This window comes from Methylobacterium sp. HJ2, from assembly GCF_056431005.1.
In genome coordinates this window covers 156,814-176,779 of sequence record NZ_JBWJYM010000011.1, presented here as the reverse complement: position 1 = coordinate 176,779, position 19,966 = coordinate 156,814, and the positions used below count along the sequence as shown (strand labels likewise).

Here is a 19,966-nt window from a genome sequence, read left to right as displayed (position 1 = left end):
CCGTTCCGGGACCTGGGCCCGGCGCCTACTCGGCCGCCTCGCGGCTGGGCCGGCCGGCCTGGCCGAACCGGCTGGCGATCTCGGCCATCGCGCTCTGCATCCCGTCGAGCCCCTGCACCGTCACGACGCTGGAGCCCGGGCCGAGCGCCGGGATGAATCCCGCCTCCGATAAGGTCCTGAACACGGCAAAGTTCAAGTCCGTCTGGACGCGCATCGACATCGAGACGTCGACCACCATGGCGATCAGCTCGAATTCGAGGAAGGGGTCGCCGATCTTGCGGAAGGCCACCGAGGGCGCGGGCTCGCGCAGCACGTCGGGATGGTCGTGGGCGCAGGCCTTCAGCATCTCGGCCGCCCGCACCGGGTCCTGGTTGCGCAGGACGCTGACGGTGATCGAGACCCGGCCGGTGCGGTCGCCGCGGACCCGGTTCTTGACGACCCCCGAGATCAGGTTGGAGTTCGGCACGATCACGGCCGAGCGGTCGAAGGTCTGGATCTCGGTCGAGCGCACCGAGATGCGCTTCACGATGCCCTCGCTGTCGCCGATCAGCACCTGGTCGCCGACGCGGATCGGGCGCTCCCAGAGCAGGAGCAGGCCGGAGACGAAGTTGTTGACGATCGATTGCAGGCCGAAGCCGATACCGACCGAGAGCGCGCCGGCCACGATGGTCAGCTTCTCCAGGCTGAGGCCGAGATACGAGAAGGCGATGGCGAGCGCGATCAGGAAGCCGCAATAGCCGGTGATCGTCGAGATCGAGTTGCGCAGGCCCGCGTCGAGGTCGGTGGCCGGCAGGTAGGTGTTGTCGAGCCAGCGCTGGACCGCCCGGGTGATCGCGACGCCCAGCACCATGATGGCGATGGCGATGCTGATGGTGGAGAGCGAGATCGTGACGTCGCCGACCTTGAAGCCGAAGAAGGCCGAGCGGACCGACGAGACGATGTCGGTGGAGTCGAGCCCCCAGGGCGCCAGCACCAGCAGGGCCGCGAGCAGGAACAGCACCACGCGCGCCGCGCCGGTGGCGAGCACCGCGATCTGGTTGAGGGAGCGCTTGCGCAGCCCGGTATTGGCCTGCAGCGTGGTGGCGAAGCGCGCGCCCTCGCTGAGCGAGCCGGCCACGAAGGTGTCGATGCTCTGCACCAGCAGGTAGAGCAGCACCAGGACCGAGACGGCCCAGACCAGCTGGTCGATCAGGAAGGTCGCGAAGGCGACGTAGCCGCCGCAGGCCGCGACCACGATGATCCCGACCGCGGCCCAGCCGAGGAGGCGGGCCGGGCCGCCGATGCCCGTCGTGGTCCTGGTCGGCACGTAGGGGCCGAAGCAGGCCTCCTCCTCGTCCTCGGTGTCGGCGAAGCGGTGCAGCCCCACGGCCAGCATGGCGGCCATCGCCAGCGCGCCGATGCCCCGGGTGGCGATCGAGATCGGCAGCGCCGCCGAGATCCCGGAATTCAGGGCCTCGATCGCCTTCACCACGGTGATCACCGTGGCGATGCCGACGGCGAGCCGCTTCACCCGCGAGGCCGCGCTGTCGCTCACCGGGGCCGGGCGCCAGGCCGGCTTGTCGGGCGAGAGCAGCCCGTCGCAGAGCGCCTCGACGAAGGCGATGAAGGCGAGGCCCCCGAGGACGGCGCCCGCGAAGGGCAGGAGCCGGGAGGGCAGCAGGTCGGTGGCGTCGAGGGCGTAGTAGACCGCGTAGCTGCCCGCCAGGGCCGGCAGCGTGCCGACCAGGATGACCCGCCACGCGCCCATGAGCGTCGCGCGCCGCGACGGCTCGGTCTTGGCCTCGTCCCGGCGGCCGAGCTTGGGGGCGATGTTGCGCCGCCCGAGATAGAGCGCGGCCGAGACGCCGAAGGCGAGGCCGAGCAGCAGCAGGTTCCCGAGGGTGCCGTTGCGCGAGAACAAGAGCCCGATATCGGAGAGCGCGCTCTGGAGCGAGCGTGTGTCCCGCGGCACGTCGGCCGCGACCCGCGTCCACAGGCCGGGGCTGAGCAGGGGCTGCGAGCGCTCGAACAGGCCGCGGGTGAAGGATTCGCGCCGCCGGTTCGAGACGCGGTCGACGATCTGGTCGCCCTGGACGAGAAGCGAGCGGGCGAGGCGCTGGGACTCGTCGATGCGCGCCACCGCGGTCTCGCGCTCCAGCCGCTCCTGGGCGACCTCCGGGCTCTCCTCGCCCTCCTTTGGCTTCGGTCCGAGCTGGGTCAGGCGCTCGCGGGCGGATTCGAGCGGGCTGTCCAGGCGGCTGATCAGGGTGCGGATCTCGTCGGTGACGGGGCCGACGCCGTCGCGCACGGCCGCGAGGTCGGCCGCCGTCAGGTCGGGCTTGGCGAGCTCCTTCTCGCGCCGGTCGAGCTCGGCCTTGGCCGCGTCGAGCTTGGCCCGGACCTCCTTGCCCTGCTCCGACATTTCCGGCTTCTTCGGGACGGGCTTGGCCTCCGCCGGTGCGGTCGCCGCCGGCTTGGAATCGGCAGGCTTGGCCTCGGGGGGCTTGCCGTCAGCTGGCTTGGCGGTGACCGGACCTGTCTGGGCAGGGGCGGTCTGGGCAGGCGCGCTCGGGGCCGCCGTCTCGGCGCGGGCGACCGGCGCGAGGGCGAGCCCGGCGAGCAGGGCCAGCAGCGCGGGGCCGCGCGATCGCGTGCCCGGGCGGAGGCTCTCTCCCAGGCGTCGGCGGCTCGTGGGGCGCCACGGGGCTCTGATCATGGGCATCCTTCTCGTCGGGCGGTGCGGGTGGCACCGGGCGCCGTCGGCGCGGGCCGATATCGGGCCGCTGCCCGGACCGCGGCGGGGGGCGGCGGCGGGCGGGCCGAGCGGCGCGGCAGCGGCGGGGTTTGCCGAGGGGTGTGCCGGAGCAATAGGGCGAAAGCGTGCCTCTGCCCACCCGGCAGCCCCGTCGAGCCCCGTCCGCAGCGGAGCAATGCGTAGGCCAAGACGCATGCCGGGCGCGCAGGACACGCGCGGCTGTGGGTGCGTCCGCGCGGCCGGCGCGCGCGGCTTCACAAGGCTGTCACCCTGATATTAGACTAAGCCCCGATGGACAGGGCCTTTTCGTCACCGGGCGAAGGGGCGCGGCCGGGCGGTTCGCCGCCGGAGCCCCGCCACGCGCCGCAACGTACCGCCTTTTCGGGCCGCTCCGGGCGCCGCGCGCTCCGCCCGTTCCCCCATCGCTTCGTCCATCGATCGCCGGCGCCGCGCCCGCTCCGCGCCTGCCTGGGCGCGCCCGGCCTCACCCGCGACCCACCCCTTCCCGTCGATCTTCGCCCCCAGGCGGCGCGCAGAACCCGGTTCGCGCGTTGTCCCGTCGGGCCGCCGTTCGAAGAGTCGTGCCGATGATGGACCTGCAAACGCTCGTACTGAACGCGGATTACCGGCCGCTCTCCTACAACCCGTTGTCGTTGTGGTCCTGGAAGGACGCCTTCACCGCCCTGTTCCTCGACCGCGTCACCCTGGTGGCGAGCTACGATGTGGAGGCGCGCTCGCCGAGCCGGGCGCTACGGGTGCCGAGCGTGGTGGCGCTCAAGAACTACGTCACGCTGGCGCGCAGCCCGGCCTTCACCCGCTACAACATCTACCTGCGCGACGCCTTCAGCTGCCAGTATTGCGGCCTGCGTCTGCCCTCCGGCGGGCTCACCTTCGACCACGTGGTGCCCCGGTCCCGCGGCGGCCTGTCGAGCTGGGAGAACGTCGTGGCGGCCTGCAGCCCGTGCAACCTGCGCAAGGCCAACCGCACGCCCGACGAGGCGGCGATGCCCCTCCTCACCGAGCCGCGCCGCCCGACCCGCTACGAGCTGCACCACCGCCAGCCGGAATTCGACCACCGGCAATACCACCACACCTGGCTCGACTACCTCTACTGGGACAGCGAGCTGGAGAGCTGAGGGCGCTCAGTACCGCGGCAGGCGGGCCGGCGGCTCGTTGTACATCGGCAGGCTGTGAGGGCGGGGCAGGTAGCCGCTGATGAGGGCCGGCGGCGGTCCGAAGCGGCGGCCGGGATAGGGCGGCGCGCGATGACGGCACGGCGCGGACCGGGCGCAGGGCGCGGGCCCGAAGCCCGGATCGTAGGGCTGCGCCCGCGCCGGCGCGGCGAGCGTCAGGACGCCGGCGAGGACCGCGAGGAGGCCGGCCACGGCGGGTGCCCCCGTGTGACGGGCGGATCCGAGATGCGCGGATTCGGGTCGTTCGAGGGTGGAACGGGCGGACATGGGCGGGCTCCGGGCGCGGGGGGCGGTCGGCTCAGAACTTGACGGCGGCGCCGCCGCGGAGCGTGCTCAGGTTGCTCTTGTGGCCGCCGAAATCGTCGAAGAGCACGTACTGGTACTCGCCGCGCAGGATGACGTTCTGCGTCACGGCGAATTCGAGGCCGGCGCCGAGGGCGAGGCCGGCGACGACCTTGCTGCGCTTCTGGAAATCAGTTCCCGTGCCGGGCACGCTGGAATCAGGAGCGGATTGGCTGAAGCCCGCGTAGCCGTAATTGGTGACGTAGGCCGGGCTCGCACCGGGAGCGAGCGCCTGATTGGCGTTGTAGGTGGTGAGATTGTAGCCGTAGTTCTGATATCGGATCTGGTCGGTGACCTGCATGCGCCCGAGTGCGAGACCGCCGGTGACATACGGCAGCAGGTTTCCGAAGGCGTAGCCGAGGCGACCGCGAACGGTGCCGTAATCCTCGATCCGGGTCGAGGACTTACCGTAGAGACCCAGGTGATCGAGATTGCCGTTGGCATTCGAAGACACCAAGCCGACCTGATCCGAGCTGATGCCGGTCTTCCCGAACCACGTGTAGTCGCCCTCGAAACCGAACACCACGTCGCCGTACTGGACGTTGTAGCCCGCATAGGCGCCGTAGCTGCCGCCGTCGATCCGCTGCGAGCGGGCGCTCAGCTGCGTCGAGGCGTTGAAGACCGATTCCCCGCTGGTGTCGTGCGATTGCCGGTACACCATCGCCTGGAACACGTTCTTGAAGCCCAGCGCGGAGTTGGTGTAGCCGCCGTGGCCGCCGACATAGGCGCCGCTCCAATCGATATTGGTCGTCACCGGCATCAGCGGCTCGCTGTAATCGGAGCCGCGCAGGAAATCTTCGGCCATGTCGGCCGCGCGCGCGCCGGGCGCCGTCAGGCCGAGGATCGCCAGCATTGCGAGGGACACGGTACGCATCGGGGTCGTCCTCGGGGCGGTCGCACCGCCGGAATACGAAAGTCTTCCCGATTCTTAGGCCAGTAACCTTAATCATCTGTTGCGCAGGGCCGTCGATCGGTGTCCGAAACCCGGTCCGGCGGCGCGCCCGATGGCCGCGCCTCCGCGGCCGGCCACGGCGCGGACAGGCGCGTCGCCGAGAGACGGAACATGTCGGGCGAGCAGGCCAAAGGAGAACATTCTTCCGGCCCGCCTCGCCCCGCGCCGCGATCGTGAAAAGATTTGTTGCTTCCGTCGGTTAGGTCGATTGCCCCGAGGGGTGCGAAGCGATATCGCGTCGAACCCGAAACGGGCGGCCGCCCGCGTGCGGCGCCCCGGTCCCGAGATACGCCTGAGAGGAGACCACGATGGCCGGCAGCGCAGAGACCAGCACGGGAGCACGCAGGATCGGGCACGGCCGCGTCTACGGCTCGATCACCGAGACGATCGGCAACACGCCGCTGGTGCGCCTGAACCGCCTGCCGCGGGAGCGGGGCATCGACGCCGAGATCCTGCTGAAGCTCGAGTTCTTCAACCCGATCTCCAGCGTGAAGGACCGCATCGGCGTCAACATGATCGACGCGCTGGAGGCCTCCGGCCAGCTCAAGCCCGGCGGCACCCTTGTGGAGCCCACCTCCGGCAACACCGGCATCGCCCTGGCCTTCGTCGCGGCGGCCCGCGGCTACCGCCTGATCTTGGTGATGCCCGAGACCATGTCGCTGGAGCGGCGCAAGATGCTGGCCTTCCTGGGTGCCGAACTGGCGCTGACGCCGGGCGCGCAGGGCATGAAGGGTGCGATCGCCAAGGCCGAGGAGCTTCTCACCGAGATCCCGGGCGCGGTGATGCCGCAGCAATTCTCGAACCCCGCCAATCCCGACATCCACCGCAAGACCACCGCGGAGGAGATCTGGGCCGATACCGACGGGGAACTCGACGCCTTCGTCGCGGGCGTGGGCACCGGCGGCACGGTGACGGGCGTCGGCGAGGTGCTGAAGCCGCGGCTCCCGAACCTCAAGGTCTTCGCGGTCGAGCCCGAGGACTCCCCGGTGATCTCCGGCGGCCAGCCCGGCCCCCACAAGATCCAGGGCATCGGCGCCGGCTTCATCCCGGGCAATCTGCACACCGACATCCTCGACGGCGTGCTCAAGGTCTCGAACCAGACCGCGTTCGACACCGCCCGGGCCCTCGGCCGGCTGGAGGGCATCCCCGGCGGCATCTCGACCGGGGGCAACGTCGCGGCGGCGCTCGAGCTGGCGAGCCGGCCCGAGTTCAAGGGCAAGCGCATCGTCACCATCGCGTGCTCGTTCGCCGAGCGCTACATCTCCTCCGCCCTGTTCGACGGCATCGGCTGAGCGGAATCCCCTCGGCGCGGCCGGTCGCATCCGGCCGCGCCGCGCGCGACCGCGTGCCCGGGGCGCAACCTCGGGGCGCGGCGGCGGTTGACCCGGCCAAGAGACAGGGAACCGCCATGACCGAACAGAACCGCGAGCGCCCGTCGCTCAAGGACTTCGACGCCTATGCCGACCGGAACGGCCAGGATCTCGGCCAGGATTCCGCCCGCGACATCGGCCTGCCCCAGCGCACCCAGGACGACCTGACCCGCGACCCCGGCGGCGAGGCCGAGACCGCGCGGATCGCATCGGGCAAGCCCGGCTCGGACGCGACCGACGCGACCGAGGCCGAGACCCCGCCCGAGAACCTGCGCCGGATCGCCGGGACGGACAGCGCCCAGCCGGACGGCGCCGCCCAGGAGGCCATCGACCGCGCCACCGCGCCGGTCGGCGCCGACGATGGGAAGCGCTGATGAGCCCGCGCGAGCCCGAGACCGTAACCCGTAAGCCCGACGACGCCGTCGGCACGCCCGGAGATCCGCCGGCCGGCGGCGGCCATCACACGCCCGCCCAGGCCGCGATCACCGACATGGGGAGCGGGGGCGAGACGGACGGCGCCCGAAACGCCGGCTGGACCGAGGCCGGCGAGGCGGGGCGCGCACCGCCCGCCCTCGGGGGCTCGTCCGGCGGACATTCCGACCAGAAGGCCTCGCGCGGGTCCGATGCCGGCGAGACCGTGGCCGCGGGCCATTCCAAGGCGGAACGCGAGACGGGCCGATGAGCGCTGACAAGGACGCCGGGGCCAAGGACGCCGGAACCGGGGAGGGCGTCCCCGAGACGAAGCCCGCCAACGTCGCGCCCGACGCCGTGAAGGACCCGAACGAGAAGACCGGCGGCCTGCCCGGCAAGGGGCCGGCCGGGGGCGACACCCAGGCCGACGAGACCGATCCGGGCAGCAGCTAGGCCGCGCTCAGCCCGCGAGCTCGCCCGCCCGACGCTTGGCGGCGGCGACCGCCTCGCGCATCAGGGCGGCGAGCCCATCGGGGCGCATGAGAACCTCGAGGGCCGCCGCCGTCGTGCCGCCGGGCGAGGTGACGTTTCGGCGCAGCTCCGCCGCCTCGGCGGGGTCGGCATCGAGGAGCGCCCCGGCACCCGAGACCGTGGCGCGGGCGAGCCGGGCCGCTGTCCCGGCTTCGAGTCCCGCCGCGATCCCGGCCTCGGCCAGCGCCTCGACCAGATGGAATACGTAGGCCGGCCCGGAGCCGGACAGGGCGGTCACCGCGTCGATCTCGCCCTCGGAGCCGAGCCACTCGACGTGGCCGGTGGCGCCGAGAAGCGCCTCGGCCAGCGCCCGCTGCCCGGGTGTGACCGCCGGGCTCGCCACCGCGCCGGTCGCGCCCCGGCCGATGCTAGCCGGAAGGTTCGGCATCGCCCGCACGATTGCTAGAACGCCGGGCAGGCGCTGGGTCAGGTCCGCGATGGTCTTGCCCGCCAGGATCGAGATCAGCAGCGTCCCGGGGCCGATCCGGTCGGCGAGCGGCGCCGCAGCCGCGTCGAGGCCTTGCGGCTTGATCGCGAGCACGCAGATCTCGGGCGGCGCCGTCGCGGCCGAGTTCAGGGCGAGGCCGCGCGCGGCGCAGAGCCGTGCCAGCTCGGGCGACGGGGCCGGATCGAGGATCGCGGTCGCGCCCGGCTCGAGGCCGGCCTCAAGCCAGCCCGCCAGCATGGCGGCGCCCATCTTGCCGGCCCCGACGAGGAGGAGGGAGGCGGGCATCCCGCCCGAACGCGTCGCCATCGCGGAGGACATTCCAGGCTCGTCTCGGGCGGCGCCGCTCAGGCCTCGCCCTCGGTCTCGAACAGCACGGCGTCGAGGGCCTCCCGGGCGCTCTTGCCGGCCCAGAGCACGAACTGGAAGGCCTGATAGTAGCGCTCGCAGGCCTCGACCGCGCTCTTCATCAGGGTCGCGCATTGCGGGTGCGTCGGGATCACCCCGCCCGTCAGCACCAGCGCGTGGCGGAACATCACCACGTTGTCGCTCGACCACAGGTCGAAATGCCCGATCCAGAGCTGCTCGTTGACGAGGGAGACCAGGCGCAGCACCTCGACGCGCTGGCGCTCGGGCACCTTCAGGTCGAAGGCGCAGGCGACGTGCAGCGCCTCGACGTCCTCGATCCAGGTGAAGGCGATGTTGTAATCCGTCCAGCGACCAGGGCTCGTGACCGACATCTCGTCGGTCTCGGCCCGGTCGAAGATCCAGTCGCGTAGGGAGGCCAGACGCTCAACGACGTCGAGCGGGTGCTCGATACGGTCGTAGTCTTCGATATCGACGCGAAGCTGGGGCATGACGATCCAAGCTGTCGACCGGCAAGCGGCGCAGCGGCATAACGGTGGGATAGCAACCGAAGCGTCTACGCGCGTCACGTCACAGTAAAGCTTGATCCAATACGATCGAAGGCTTTCTAGCGAAGCATCACGGTCTGACGGTCATCGGCGGGCTCGGGCGAATCAGTACCTGACCGACTATAGACCGGCCGGGAGTCGCGACACAAAGCGCCGATCCCGCGCAGTGAACAGGAAACGGCTCTGCCGACTCCGCTTCCTGTGCAAAAGCCCGAAGCCCCCGAATCGGTGCTCAGACGACCTCGCTGACCCCCGCCGTGGCAGCGCCGGCCGAACCGCCGACCTTGGCCTCGAGGGCCGCGACACGCGCGGACAGGGCCTCGTTCTGGGTGCGCAGCGTCGTCACGAGGTCGCGCAGAACGTCGACCTCCTCGCGCGAGGCGATGTCCATGTCGCGGATCAGGCGCTCGGCCTGGGCCCGCACCACCGTCCCGGCCTCCCGGCGCACGCCCTGAGCGGCGCCGGCCGCATCGGTCATCAGGCGGGCGAAATCGTCGAACAGGCGATTGGAGGGGGGCATGTCTGGTCTCCGAGGATGGCGGCCCGAGCCGCGGCGCGAGCCGTCCCGGGCGTCTGCACGGGATCTCACGCGAAGGCTCGAGATGGGAATCCCGCCGGTCCGCGGCAATGTGCGCCGGGCGCGCGATCGAAGCGGCCCCACCGGCACGCAACGGCGCGGGTCCCGCGGGAGCCCACGCCATCGCGGCGGACGATCACATGTGGTGGCGCATCATATGACGACGCATCATGTGGCGGCGCATCATGCGGCGCTCCATGTGCCGATGCATCATGCGGCGCTCCATGCGGCGATGCATCATGCGGCGCTCCATCCCGTCCATACGGACCTGGGTGACGCCCTCGGGCGCGGAGACGCCGACCGGTGCGCCGGGAGCGGCGGAAGCCGGAGCGGAGACGACGGCCGCAGCGCCCAGAGACGCGAGCACGGCGACGGCGAAGGTCAGTTTCCTCACAGAGAGACTCCAGTTCTCAAAGTCCCGGGCGCGGCACCCGGATCATCCTCTCGGGAGAGAGGTTCGAAGCGACTTCTCGTGCCGGAGAGGCACGGCGGGTCTCCGCAACCGACCCGCCGAGCCTAACAGTTCAACTCAGAGATTGGTTTCCTCGAAAGCCTTCACCCACTCCGCGCAAATGCCGGAGCGCACGATGTCGTCGCGGGTGAACTCCACCACGGGCACCGGCATCATGCGGCTCTTGATCAGATGGATCACCGTGCGCAGGCCCGAGGTCTCGCGCAGATCGGTCTGCGACACGTCGCCGTTGATGATCACCTGGCAATCGTCGCCGATGCGGGTGAGGAACATCTTGATCTCGGCGGTGGTGGTGTTCTGCGCCTCGTCGAGGATCACGAGGCAGTTCTTGAAGGTGCGCCCGCGCATCACCTCGAAGGGGACGATCTCGATGTCGCCCGTCTTCAGGGCGATCTCGAAGGCGGCCTGGCCCATGCGCTCCTTCATCGCCTCGGTGAGCGGCGCGACCCAGGGCGCGATCTTGTCCTCGAGGGTGCCGGGAAAGAAGCCGAGGGAGCGGCCGGAGGGGACGTTGGGCCGGGTGATCACCACCTTGGCGATGCGGCGCTGGCGGAGCTGGTCGGCGGCGCGGGTTCCGGCGATGAAGGTCTTGCCGGTGCCGGCGGGCCCGAGCACGATCACTTGCGCGTGGCGGGAAAGAGCTTCGAGATATTCGCCCTGTCGATCGGTCAGTGGCTGGATCGGACTTAAGTGACGTTCCTCGTCGAACCGGGTTCGATGCAGTCTGCCTCCGCGATCTTCAACCAGTTCAAGTCGTGCGCGCCGTCTTTTCATCGATCAACACTCCACTCGGACTTGCCAATCTGGATATGTCACTGCGCTTCAGTAGTACCGTTCTGCGTCACACCTTTTGTCACATTCAACAAACAAATTCCGACGCGATTGTCCGGGTTCCATCGCGCCGAAAACTGCCTGTGCACACCTGCGCCAAGCGGCCCGAACGGGCCTCGACGGCACAAGCAACGCCCGCACCACACGCCGGCGCCGACGCAGCCTTGCACCCGCGATGTTGCAATCCGGAGACGGTTCGGCCGGGGGGCGGGCTGGGGCGGGCGGATCGCACGCGACCGTTGCGCGGAAGACACTCGGAACGCCATCCGGGACAGCACGGCATCCGGCACGCCCGCGATCCTCGCTCGCCCCGTGGGGCGGTTCCGGCCGGCCTTGCCGCCCTCGAAGTCCGGGCTTGGCCGGCGGGACAGCTCAGCCTGGCTGGATGAAGCTGTCGAGAACCATCTTCCGGCCGGCCTTGTCGAAGTCAACGGTGAGCTTGTTGCCGTCGACGCCCGCGACCGTCCCGGGGCCGAACTTGGTGTGGAAGACCCGCTGCCCGCCCTGGAAGGCCGAGGGCGTCCCCGTCGACTTGGCGATCAGCTCGCCCTCGATCTCGCGCGGGCCGCCGGGGCGCCCGCCGGCGCGTCCGCCCGGCGCGGAGCCGGCGAAGCCGCGGCCGCCGGTGGCGGCCTGGGCCCGCTGCCAGCCGGGCGTGCCGTAGGAGGAGGCGCCGAACGGCGCGGGGTTGCGGTCGAAGCGCGAGGCGCCGGCCGCGAAATGGGCGGGCGCCTCGACGACGTCCACGGCCGCCTCCGGCAGCTCGTCGATGAAGCGGCTCGGGATCGTCGAGGACCACAGGCCGTGGATCCGGCGGTTGACCGCGAAGGAGAGCTTGGCGCGCTTGCGGGCGCGGGTCAGGCCCACATGGGCGAGGCGCCGCTCCTCCTCCAGCCCGGCCCGGCCGCTCTCGTCGAGCGCCCGCTGGTTCGGGAACAGCCCGTCCTCCCAGCCCGGCAGGAACACGGTGTCGAACTCGAGCCCCTTGGCGGCGTGCAGCGTCATCAGCGAGACGCGCTCGGCGCCCTCGGCTTCGGAGGCTTCCATCACCAGCGAGACGTGCTCGAGGAAGCCCGCGAGATCGGGGAACTCCTCCATCGAGCGGACGAATTCCTTCAGGTTCTCCAGGCGGCCGGCGGCGTCGGCCGAGCGGTCCTTCTGCCACATCTCGGTGTAGCCGGATTCCTCCAGGATGGTCTGGGCCACCTCGGAATGCGGCTGTGTCTCCACGGCCCGCGCCCAGCGCGAGAAGCTCTCGGTCAGCGCGCGCAGCGTGGCGCGGACGCGGGGCTTCAGCTCGTCCGTCTCGCACAGGCGGCGGGCGGCGAGCAGCAGCGGCACCCGCTCGGCCCGGGCGTAGGTGTGGAGCTGCTGCAGCGTCGCGTCGCCCAGGCCCCGCTTCGGGGTGTTGACGATGCGCTCGAAGGCGAGGTCGTCGGACGGGTTGGCGGTGACGCGCAGATACGCCAGCGCGTCGCGGATCTCGGCCCGCTCGTAGAAGCGCGGGCCGCCGATCACCCGGTAGGGCAGGCCGAGCTGGACGAAGCGGTCCTCGATCTCGCGCATCTGGGCGGAGATCCGCACCAGCACGGCGATCTCGGAGAGCGGATGCTTCTTCGCCTGCAGCGACTCGATCGCCTCGCCGACGTGGCGCGCCTCCTCCTCCGAATCCCAGGCGCCCGTGACGGTGACGCGCTCGCCCAGGGCGTCCTCGGTGCGCAGCGTCTTGCCGAGCCGGCCCTCGTTCTTCGCGATCAGCCCGGAGGCGGCGGCGAGGATGTGGCCGGTGGAGCGGTAGTTGCGCTCCAGCCGCACCACGGTCGCGCCCGGAAAGTCGTGCTCGAAGCGCAGGATGTTGTCGACCTCGGCGCCGCGCCAGCCGTAGATCGACTGGTCGTCGTCGCCGACGCAGGCGACGTTGCGGTGGCCCTGGGCCAGGAGCCGCAGCCAGAGATACTGGGCGACGTTGGTGTCCTGGTACTCGTCCACGAGAATGTAGCGGAACCGGCTCTGGTAGGTCTGCAGCACGTCCGGGTTCTCGCGCCAGAGCTTGAGGCACAGGAGCAGCAGGTCGCCGAAATCCACGGCGTTCAGGGTCGCGAGCCGGGCCTGGTAGGCGGTGTAGAGGGCGCCCCCCTTGCCGAAGGCGAAGGCCGAGGCTTCCCCCGGCGGCACCTGCTCGGGGCCCAGGCCGCGGTTCTTCCAGCCGTCGATGGCGTGGCCGAGCGCGCGGGCGGGCCAGCGCTTCTCGTCGACGTTCTGGTCGGCGATCACCTGCTTCATCAGGCGGATCTGGTCGTCGGTGCCGAGGATGGTGAAGTCGGATTTGAGGCCGACGAGCTCGGCGTGGCGGCGCAGGATCTTGGTGCCGATGGCGTGGAAGGTTCCGAGCCAGGGCATGCCCTCGCCCGCCGGCCCGACGAGCGCGCCGATGCGGTGCTTCATCTCGCGGGCGGCCTTGTTGGTGAAGGTCACCGACAGGATGTCGTAGGGCCGCGCCCGCCCGGTCGCGATCAGGTGCGCGATGCGCGTCGTCAGAACCCGGGTCTTGCCGGTGCCGGCGCCCGCCAGCACCAGGACCGGTCCCTCGGTGGTCTCCACCGCGCGGCGCTGCTCGGGGTTCAGGCCCTCGAGGTAGGACGCGGCGCTCGGCCGCAAGCCGCCCATGGCGCGCGCGGCGATCGAGCCGCGCGCCGCGCCGGCGGCACCTTGCTCCGGGTCTGCGGATGCGGAATTCTCATGGTCCTGCATCGTCTCTCCCTGGACCAAAACACGAACGGCGTCGAGGCCCGGGCCGGTCCGCGACCGCGCGCCCGGTGGAACCCGCCGCGGCCCGGCCGCGTCGACATCCCGAGACCGGCGCCGACAGGCGCCTCGAACTCGGCGCCGATCGGCGCCCTGAACCCCACGGAACCGATGAGTCGCTCCATGAGCCGCACCCTCCGCACCGCACCGATCACGCTCGCCGCCCTCGTGGCGGTCCTCTCGGCGGGGCCCGCCCTCGCCCAGATCGGCCAGACCAACCCCAACGCCGCCAACTCGACGATGATGCAGCAGAACCAGATCCGCGGCGTCCAGCAGGACCTCAACGCGCAGACCAACGCGAACCGCATGGAGATCCAGCGCAACCAGATCTCGCAGCCCCCGATCAACACGGCCCCGACGGTCGCCCCCCGCCGCTGACCGCCGCGGCGCGCAGACCCCGACAGTCGGCGGCAGGCAGGCGTCGTTTCCGCGGGCAGCCCCCCTGGCGCAGAGGGCGGCGCGGCATGCTATGTCCCGCGCGGGAGAGGGCAGGGCGGCCGCGCCGGGCGGGTTCCGCAGCCATGTCCCCGAACGTGACCCCGGACCGGCCGGTGCGGGTGGGCTGCAGGCGGAACGAGAACGGTGCGTGACCTTCTGACCGCGCTCGCGGGCGCCGTCATCCTGATCCTCGTCGCGGCGCTCGCCGCGCCGCCGTTCATCGATTGGCAGGCCCATCGCGCCCTCGTCGACCGCGGCATCGCCCGCTCGCTCGGCCTTCCGGCCCGCAGCGAGGGCCGGATCGCGATCCGGCTGCTGCCCTCGCCGCACCTGCGGCTCGACCGGCTGCATCTCGGCGGGGAGGGGAGCGCGCCGGCCCTCGACGCCCGCGGCGTCGAGGCCGAGGTGGCCCTCGCGCCCCTGCTGAAGGGGGAGTTCCGCTTCACCGAGACGCGCGTCGGCCGAGCCGAGGTCCGGATGCCGGTGAGCGACGGCGACGCGCTCCTCGTCCCGGCGGGCCTCGGCGACAGCCTGCGCGGCCGCGACCTCGCGGTCGAGGATCTGCGGATCGAGCACCTGCTCCTCACCACGGTCGTGCCCGCCACCGGCCGCACCGACCAGCTCTACGCCCAGGATCTCAGCCTCCAGGCGCCGGCCCTTGCCGGGCCCTGGCGGGTCGAGGGATCGAGCGGCGGCCTGCCGTTCCGCCTCGCCACCGGGACGATCGGCGACGACGGCGCGGTGACGCTGAAGCTCTCGGGCGGCGGCGACACCCGCCCACGCTTTGAGGCCGACGCCCGCCTCAGCCTCGCGCCCGTCCCTGGAGCCGGGCGCGGCGAGGATGCGGCGCTCGCCGTCCGGGCCGAGGGCTCGGCGCGGCTCGTGGTCGGCCCTCCGACCCAGGCCGCCGGCGAGTACCTGCCGTTCTCGCTCTCCGGCAGCTTCAAGGCCGAGGGGCCGCAGGTGCGGTTCGAGACGGTGAGCGCGGAGATCGATCCCGGCGGCCGGCCGCTGCGCCTCGCCGGCAGCGGCCGGCTCGACCTGCGGCAATGGCGGGCGGGCCTGACGCTCGCGGCCCGCCGCCTCGACCTCGACGCCTTCCTGGGCTCGGGCGGCGGCCAGGGCTTGATCGCCCGCGGCTTCCCGCGGGAGGGCAGCGGCCTGCCGGTGATGCTCGATCTCGACCTCGCGGTGGAGAGCGCCGTGCTCGGCGCGGCGGAATGGTCCGACCTCGCCCTCGTGGGCACCCTCGACCGGACCGGCGGCCTCGTGCTGCGCCGGCTCGGCGTGACGGCGCCGGGCGAGGCCGCGCTCGCGCTGAGCGGCTCCCTCGACACGGCGCCGGCCCTGAGCTTCACCGGCTCCGCCTCGCTCGCCGCGCGCCGATCCGACGGGCTCGGGCGCTACCTGCGCCGGATCGGCCTCGACGGACCCGCCCTGGCGATCCTCGACGGCCGCCCGGTGGAGGCGAGCGCCGAGGTCTCGGCGGCGGCCGCCGCTCTCTCGCTGCGCAACCTCCGCCTCGGCCTGGGCCCCGCCACGATCACCGGCAACGCCCGCTACACCGCCGCCGACGGGGCCGTGCGCGCGCGTCTCGCGGCGCAGATCGCGGCGCGCGGGATCGACATCGCGGCGCTGCCAACGCTCGGCGGCACGATCGCGAGCCTGCGCGACACCGATCTCGGGCTGACGCTCGAGGCTCGCGACGTGCGCTACGGGACGGCGGGCTCGGGAGAGGGCACGATCGCGGCCCGGATCCAGACCGACGGCGCGAGCCTCGTCGTCGACAGTCTCGACGTGAGCAACCTCGCGGGCGCGAGCGCGGCGCTGTCCGGGCGGATCGGCCTCGACGGGACCGGGCGGATCAGCGGGCGGCTGGCCGCGCCGGTGGCCGCGCCGCTCCTCGGCCTGCTCGAGCGCTTCTGGCTCGACGAGATCCGTGCGGTGCCCGCCTTCCTGCGCGCCGGCAGCCTCGATCTCGGGGTGACGGTGGAGCGGATGCCGGGTGCGCCCGCGCTGCAGGTGAAGGCTTCGGGCAAGGCCGCGGGCGCCAGCCTCTCCCTCGCGCTCACCAGCCGCGCCGGGATCGTCGAGCGGGCCGAGACGGAGATCGCGAGCCCGCGCGCCGGGCTCTGGTTCGGTCGCGGCGACATCGCGGGCCTGCAGCAGCCCGGGAGCCTGAAGCTCCTGGCGACCCGCGGGCGCGAGGGGCTGGCGCTCGAGGCGAGCGGCACCGTCGCGGGTCTGAGCCTCTCCACCACCCGGCCGATCCGCCTCGGCGCCGGGGACGGGATGCCGGAGGCCGGCGAGATCCGGGCCGAGACCGCCGATCTCGCGCCCTTCCTGACGCTCGCCGGCGCCGCCGCCCTGGCGCCGGGCCCGTGGCCGGCGGCCCTGACGATCGGGCTGGAGGGCGCGGGCAGCGGCACCCGGGCCCGGGTCTCCGGGCGCCTGTCCGGCGAGGCCGCCGAGGCGCAGCTCGTCCTCGCTCCGGACGGTGGGCTCACCGGCAGCGCCGCGTTCGGGCGCCTGTCCGTGCCGCAGCTGGCAGCCGCCCTGGTCGGACCCGACGAGGCGACCGGCGGCCCGCGCCCGTGGCTCGGATCCGCGGCGCTCGACCTGCACGCGGGCAGCCTGGACCTCGGCCGCGGCCTCGTGGCGACGGACGCCACGCTCAAGCTCGACCGCACCGACGGGACGCTCGCCCTGCGCGACCTCTCGGGCCGGCTCGGCGACGGCCGGCTCACCGGGTCCGTGAGCCTCGCGCCGCGCGGCAGTGGCCTCACGCTGTCGGGGGAGGGCCGGCTGGCGGATGCCTCGATCGCCGCGCTCTCCGGGGGGGGCGCCGTCACCGGCCGTCTCTCGGCGAGCCTGCGCTTCGGCACCGGCGGCCCGGCGGCGGCGCTCGCCGGCAACCTCGCGGGCAGCGGCGAGATCCGCCTGACCGATCTCGCCGTGCGGGCCATCGATCCGGACGCGCTCAACCGCGCGATCGGGCGGGCTCTCGAGGTCGACGACCCCCTGCGCGAGGGCCGTCTCGCCCAGATCGTCGGCGAGGAACTCGGCCGGGCCGGCGCCCAGGTCCGCGGATCGGTCACGGCGCCCGCGACCGTCGTCGGCGGGGTGCTGCGGGCCGGGCCCCTCGACCTCGATCTCGGCGCCGGGCGCTGGACGGGCAGCCTCGCCTTCGATCTGCGGAGCAACCGGCTCGACGCACGCGGAACCCTGGCCGGCAGCGGCGTGCCCCGCGGCTGGACGGGCGGTGTGCCGACCGTGCAGCTGAACCTCTCGGGTCCGGTCGCGGCCCCCGACCGCGGCCTTGACACCGGCGCGCTGGGCACCGGCCTCGCCGCGGTGGTGCTGCAGCGCGAGCTAGAGCGGATCGAGCTGTTCGAGGCCGATCAGGTGGAGCGCCAGCGCCGCCGCGCGCGGATCGAGATGGACCGGATCCGTGCCGCGGCGCTCAAGGCGGCGGCGGAAGCCGAAGAGGCCGCCCGCCTAGCCCGCCTCAAGGCGCAGCAGGCCGAAGCCGAGGAGGCCGCCCGTCAGGCCCGGCTCAAGGCGCAGCAGGCCGCGGCCGAGGAGGCCGCGCGCCAGGCCCGCGCCCGCGAGGCCGAGGAGGCGGCCCGCCGCAATCAGGCGACCGCACCGCCCGCCGACGAGCCGGCGACGGAGTCGGGCCGGCCGGCCGGCGCCCAGCCGTAGGCCCGTCTCCGGTCGAGATCGCCCTGCGCCGTCCATTGACAGGGCTGTCCGTCGGCCCACTCTCCTCTCGGGGCGCGGCGCCGGGCCGCCAGGGGCAAGCATGGCACGCAAGCGCGTCCAACCGACGATCGAGATCCTGATCGAGGCGCTCGGCCGTCTCGGTATCCCGTTGCGATCGGTCGATCTCGAGGCCCTGCGCGAGCAGCTCGATCTGCCCGAGTTCGGCGGCCATGTCGCCGATGCCCGCGTCGCCGCGGCCCTGCGGTCGATGGCGGCGCGGCGGGCCTTCGCGGAGACCGGCACGGCCGCGATCGCCCGGGCGATCCCCGCCCTCAAGCCGATCGTCACCCAGGCGCTCGCGATCTCCTGGAGCCTGCGCACCGCGATCCCGCTCCTCGACGACGGTCGCCTTGCGCTGCGGCTCGAAGGACCGCCCGAAGGCCTCGCGTCCGAGATCCTGCGGGAGATGGCCGAGGGGAACGATCCCGCGCGGCGCCTCGACGAGCTGCGCGGCGCCGTGCGGACCACGTCTGACCGGATCGTGCGCGACCTGCGCAAGCCCGTGGAGCGCCTGCGCGCCCAGATCGTCGCGGACCTGCGCGAGGTCGGAGCCGATGCGGGCACCTACGTGGACGCCCTCGACCGCTCGCTGCGCTCGCGCCAGTTCCGGGTCGGCCCGAACCTCGCGCGCTCGCTCAACGACACGCTGACGCCGGTGCGGCGGCGCGCCAAGATGGTGGCGCGCCAGGATTCGCGCCTGCGCCGCCTGCGCGATCAGGTCGGCTTCGGTGCCTATATCGAGAAGTTCGCGGCCGCGCGCCGCCTCGGCCGGCGCATCGTCTTCCACATGGGGCCGACGAATTCCGGCAAGACCTACGCGGCGTTGACGCAGCTGACGCAGGCCCCGACCGGCACCTACCTCGCGCCCCTGCGCCTGCTGGCGCTGGAGAATTACGAGGCCCTGCTGGAGCGCGGCCTGCGCGCCGGCATGGTGACGGGCGAGGAGGTTCTGGGCGAGGCCGACTCGACCCACACGGCGCGCACCATCGAGACCGCGGACCTGACGCGGCCCGTCGACGTGGCGGTGATCGACGAGATCCAGATGCTGTCCGATCCCGACCGGGGCTGGGCCTGGACCAACGCCCTGTTCGGCATCCCGGCCCGCACCGTCATCGTCTGCGGCTCCGACGACGCGCTGGCCTATGTCCGCCGCGCGGCCGAGGCCGCCAACGAGTCGCTCGAGGTGATCCCCTTCCTGCGCAAGTCGCCCCTCGTGCTGCTGGACGATCCGGTGCCCCTCGAGAAGGTCGAGGCGGGCGACGCCGTGGTGGCCTTCTCGCGCCGGGCCGTGCACGAGAACCGCGAGATCCTGGTGGCGCGCGGGCACAGCGTCGCGACGATCTACGGCGCGCTCTCGCCGGAGGTCCGGCGCGCCGAGGCCGCCCGGTTCCGCTCGGGCGAGGCGGGCGTCCTCGTCACCACCGACGCGATCGGCATGGGCCTCAACCTCGGGCCGCTGAAGCGGATCGTGTTCTCGGCGGTGCGCAAGTGGGACGGCACGGGCGAGCGCGCACTGACCCATTCCGAGATCCGCCAGATCGCCGGCCGGGCCGGCCGCTACGGCCATCAGGAGGTCGGCTACGTCGCGGCGACCGAGGAGACGGCCCTCGCGCCGATCCGCACGGCGCTGGGCGGCGCCCCGACGGCGCCCGCCGCCGACACCCGCTTCTACGTCCGGCCCGATCTCATCGCGATCCGCTCGGTCGCCGAGGAGATGCAGACCGCAAGCCTCCACGAGGTCCTGACGCATTTCGCCCGCGCCACCTTCTACGCAGGCTCGCCGTTCCAGCCCTCGGCGCTGGAGGAGATCCTCGACGTCGCCCGGGTCGTCGACCGGGCGCGGCTGCCGATCGAGGAGAAATTCGCCTTCTCGGTCTGCCCGGTCGACCGACGCGACGAGGCGTCGATGGCGGTGCTGGAGCGCTGGACCCAGGCCCGTGCCGCGGGCGCCGGGGTGCCGGCGTTGCGCGCCAACCTCGCCGGCCAGCTCGATTACCAGGAGCGGACGGTGAAGCTCGCCAGCGCCTATCTCTGGCTGTCGCGGCGCTTCCCCGACACCTTCGACGACGTCGAGGCGGTGCGCCTCATGCGCGGCCGGGCCAACGGAGCGATCGAGCAGCACCTGCGCGAGACCGCGACCCGGAAGGCCGAGCGCCGCACGCGCCGGGCCTCGGGCGCCCGCTGAA

General features: G+C 72.6%; 17 protein-coding genes. 8 read left to right on the top strand and 9 right to left on the bottom strand.

The genetic code is table 11. The features are described 5' to 3' along the window. Positions 1-25: 25 nt before the first annotated feature. The gene (locus tag ACS5RC_RS23275) at positions 26-2,695 is read right to left on the bottom strand and encodes a DUF3772 domain-containing protein (RefSeq protein ID WP_478346304.1); all 2,670 of its coding nucleotides are present in this window, start codon (positions 2,693-2,695) and stop codon (positions 26-28) included. 626 nt (positions 2,696-3,321) lie between these two features. On the opposite strand from ACS5RC_RS23275, the gene ACS5RC_RS23270 reads away from it, so the two are divergent. Beyond that, complete coding sequence (locus ACS5RC_RS23270; protein WP_478346303.1) at positions 3,322-3,870, top strand: HNH endonuclease; 549 nt, start codon at positions 3,322-3,324, stop codon at positions 3,868-3,870. A 6-nt stretch (positions 3,871-3,876) separates the two neighbouring features. Here ACS5RC_RS23270 and ACS5RC_RS23265 read toward each other — a convergent pair whose 3' ends face one another. Next, positions 3,877-4,194, bottom strand: coding sequence for a hypothetical protein (locus tag ACS5RC_RS23265; protein WP_478346302.1), 318 nt, complete (start codon positions 4,192-4,194; stop codon positions 3,877-3,879). A 31-nt stretch (positions 4,195-4,225) separates the two neighbouring features. Continuing rightward, positions 4,226-5,143 (bottom strand): outer membrane protein, encoded by a 918-nt coding sequence (locus ACS5RC_RS23260; protein WP_478346301.1) that lies wholly within the window; start codon positions 5,141-5,143, stop codon positions 4,226-4,228. Between the two features lie 386 nt (positions 5,144-5,529). Here ACS5RC_RS23260 and cysK point away from each other — a divergent pair, with 386 nt between their 5' ends. The 4 genes from cysK to ACS5RC_RS23240 all read left to right on the top strand — a co-directional run bounded on the left by cysK (position 5,530) and on the right by ACS5RC_RS23240 (position 7,455). After that, positions 5,530-6,513 (top strand): cysteine synthase A, encoded by a 984-nt coding sequence (gene cysK / locus ACS5RC_RS23255; RefSeq protein ID WP_478346300.1) that lies wholly within the window; start codon positions 5,530-5,532, stop codon positions 6,511-6,513. A gap of 116 nt (positions 6,514-6,629) precedes the next feature. Further along, positions 6,630-6,965: a hypothetical protein gene (locus tag ACS5RC_RS23250; RefSeq protein ID WP_478346299.1), complete on the top strand. Its 336-nt coding sequence runs from the start codon at positions 6,630-6,632 to the stop codon at positions 6,963-6,965. Continuing rightward, positions 6,965-7,273 (top strand): hypothetical protein, encoded by a 309-nt coding sequence (locus ACS5RC_RS23245; protein WP_478346298.1) that lies wholly within the window; start codon positions 6,965-6,967, stop codon positions 7,271-7,273. Before ACS5RC_RS23250 ends, ACS5RC_RS23245 begins: the two co-directional genes overlap by 1 nt. Continuing rightward, positions 7,270-7,455: a hypothetical protein gene (locus ACS5RC_RS23240; RefSeq protein WP_478346297.1), complete on the top strand. Its 186-nt coding sequence runs from the start codon at positions 7,270-7,272 to the stop codon at positions 7,453-7,455. Before ACS5RC_RS23245 ends, ACS5RC_RS23240 begins: the two co-directional genes overlap by 4 nt. Before the next feature lie 7 nt (positions 7,456-7,462). Here ACS5RC_RS23240 and proC read toward each other — a convergent pair whose 3' ends face one another. The 6 genes from proC to ACS5RC_RS23210 all read right to left on the bottom strand — a co-directional run bounded on the left by proC (position 7,463) and on the right by ACS5RC_RS23210 (position 13,523). Then, the gene (gene proC / locus ACS5RC_RS23235) at positions 7,463-8,287 is read right to left on the bottom strand and encodes a pyrroline-5-carboxylate reductase (RefSeq protein WP_478346296.1); all 825 of its coding nucleotides are present in this window, start codon (positions 8,285-8,287) and stop codon (positions 7,463-7,465) included. Between the two features lie 38 nt (positions 8,288-8,325). Next, on the bottom strand, positions 8,326-8,835 hold the full coding sequence (locus tag ACS5RC_RS23230; RefSeq protein ID WP_478346295.1) for a type III secretion system chaperone family protein: 510 nt from the start codon (positions 8,833-8,835) through the stop codon (positions 8,326-8,328). 289 nt (positions 8,836-9,124) lie between these two features. Further along, on the bottom strand, positions 9,125-9,412 hold the full coding sequence (locus ACS5RC_RS23225) for an accessory factor UbiK family protein (RefSeq protein WP_478346294.1): 288 nt from the start codon (positions 9,410-9,412) through the stop codon (positions 9,125-9,127). A gap of 193 nt (positions 9,413-9,605) precedes the next feature. Continuing rightward, a complete protein-coding gene (locus ACS5RC_RS23220; RefSeq protein WP_478346293.1) occupies positions 9,606-9,863 on the bottom strand; it encodes a hypothetical protein in 258 nt (85 codons plus the stop codon). Positions 9,864-9,998: 135 nt separating this feature from the next. Beyond that, positions 9,999-10,715, bottom strand: coding sequence for a PhoH family protein (locus tag ACS5RC_RS23215; protein ID WP_478346292.1), 717 nt, complete (start codon positions 10,713-10,715; stop codon positions 9,999-10,001). Between the two features lie 429 nt (positions 10,716-11,144). Then, positions 11,145-13,523, bottom strand: a complete 2,379-nt coding sequence (locus ACS5RC_RS23210) for an ATP-dependent helicase (protein WP_478346291.1) — start codon at positions 13,521-13,523, stop codon at positions 11,145-11,147. Positions 13,524-13,700: 177 nt separating this feature from the next. On the opposite strand from ACS5RC_RS23210, the gene ACS5RC_RS23205 reads away from it, so the two are divergent. The 3 genes from ACS5RC_RS23205 (at position 13,701) to ACS5RC_RS23195 (ending at position 19,965) form a co-directional block, all read left to right on the top strand. Next, positions 13,701-13,955 carry a hypothetical protein gene (locus tag ACS5RC_RS23205; protein WP_478346290.1) on the top strand — a complete coding sequence of 85 codons (255 nt, stop codon included), beginning with the start codon at positions 13,701-13,703 and terminating at the stop codon, positions 13,953-13,955. A gap of 204 nt (positions 13,956-14,159) precedes the next feature. After that, complete coding sequence (locus ACS5RC_RS23200; RefSeq protein WP_478346289.1) at positions 14,160-17,720, top strand: AsmA family protein; 3,561 nt, start codon at positions 14,160-14,162, stop codon at positions 17,718-17,720. A 100-nt stretch (positions 17,721-17,820) separates the two neighbouring features. Further along, a complete protein-coding gene (locus ACS5RC_RS23195) occupies positions 17,821-19,965 on the top strand; it encodes a helicase-related protein (RefSeq protein WP_478346288.1) in 2,145 nt (714 codons plus the stop codon). The last annotated feature ends 1 nt before the right edge of the window (position 19,966 follow it).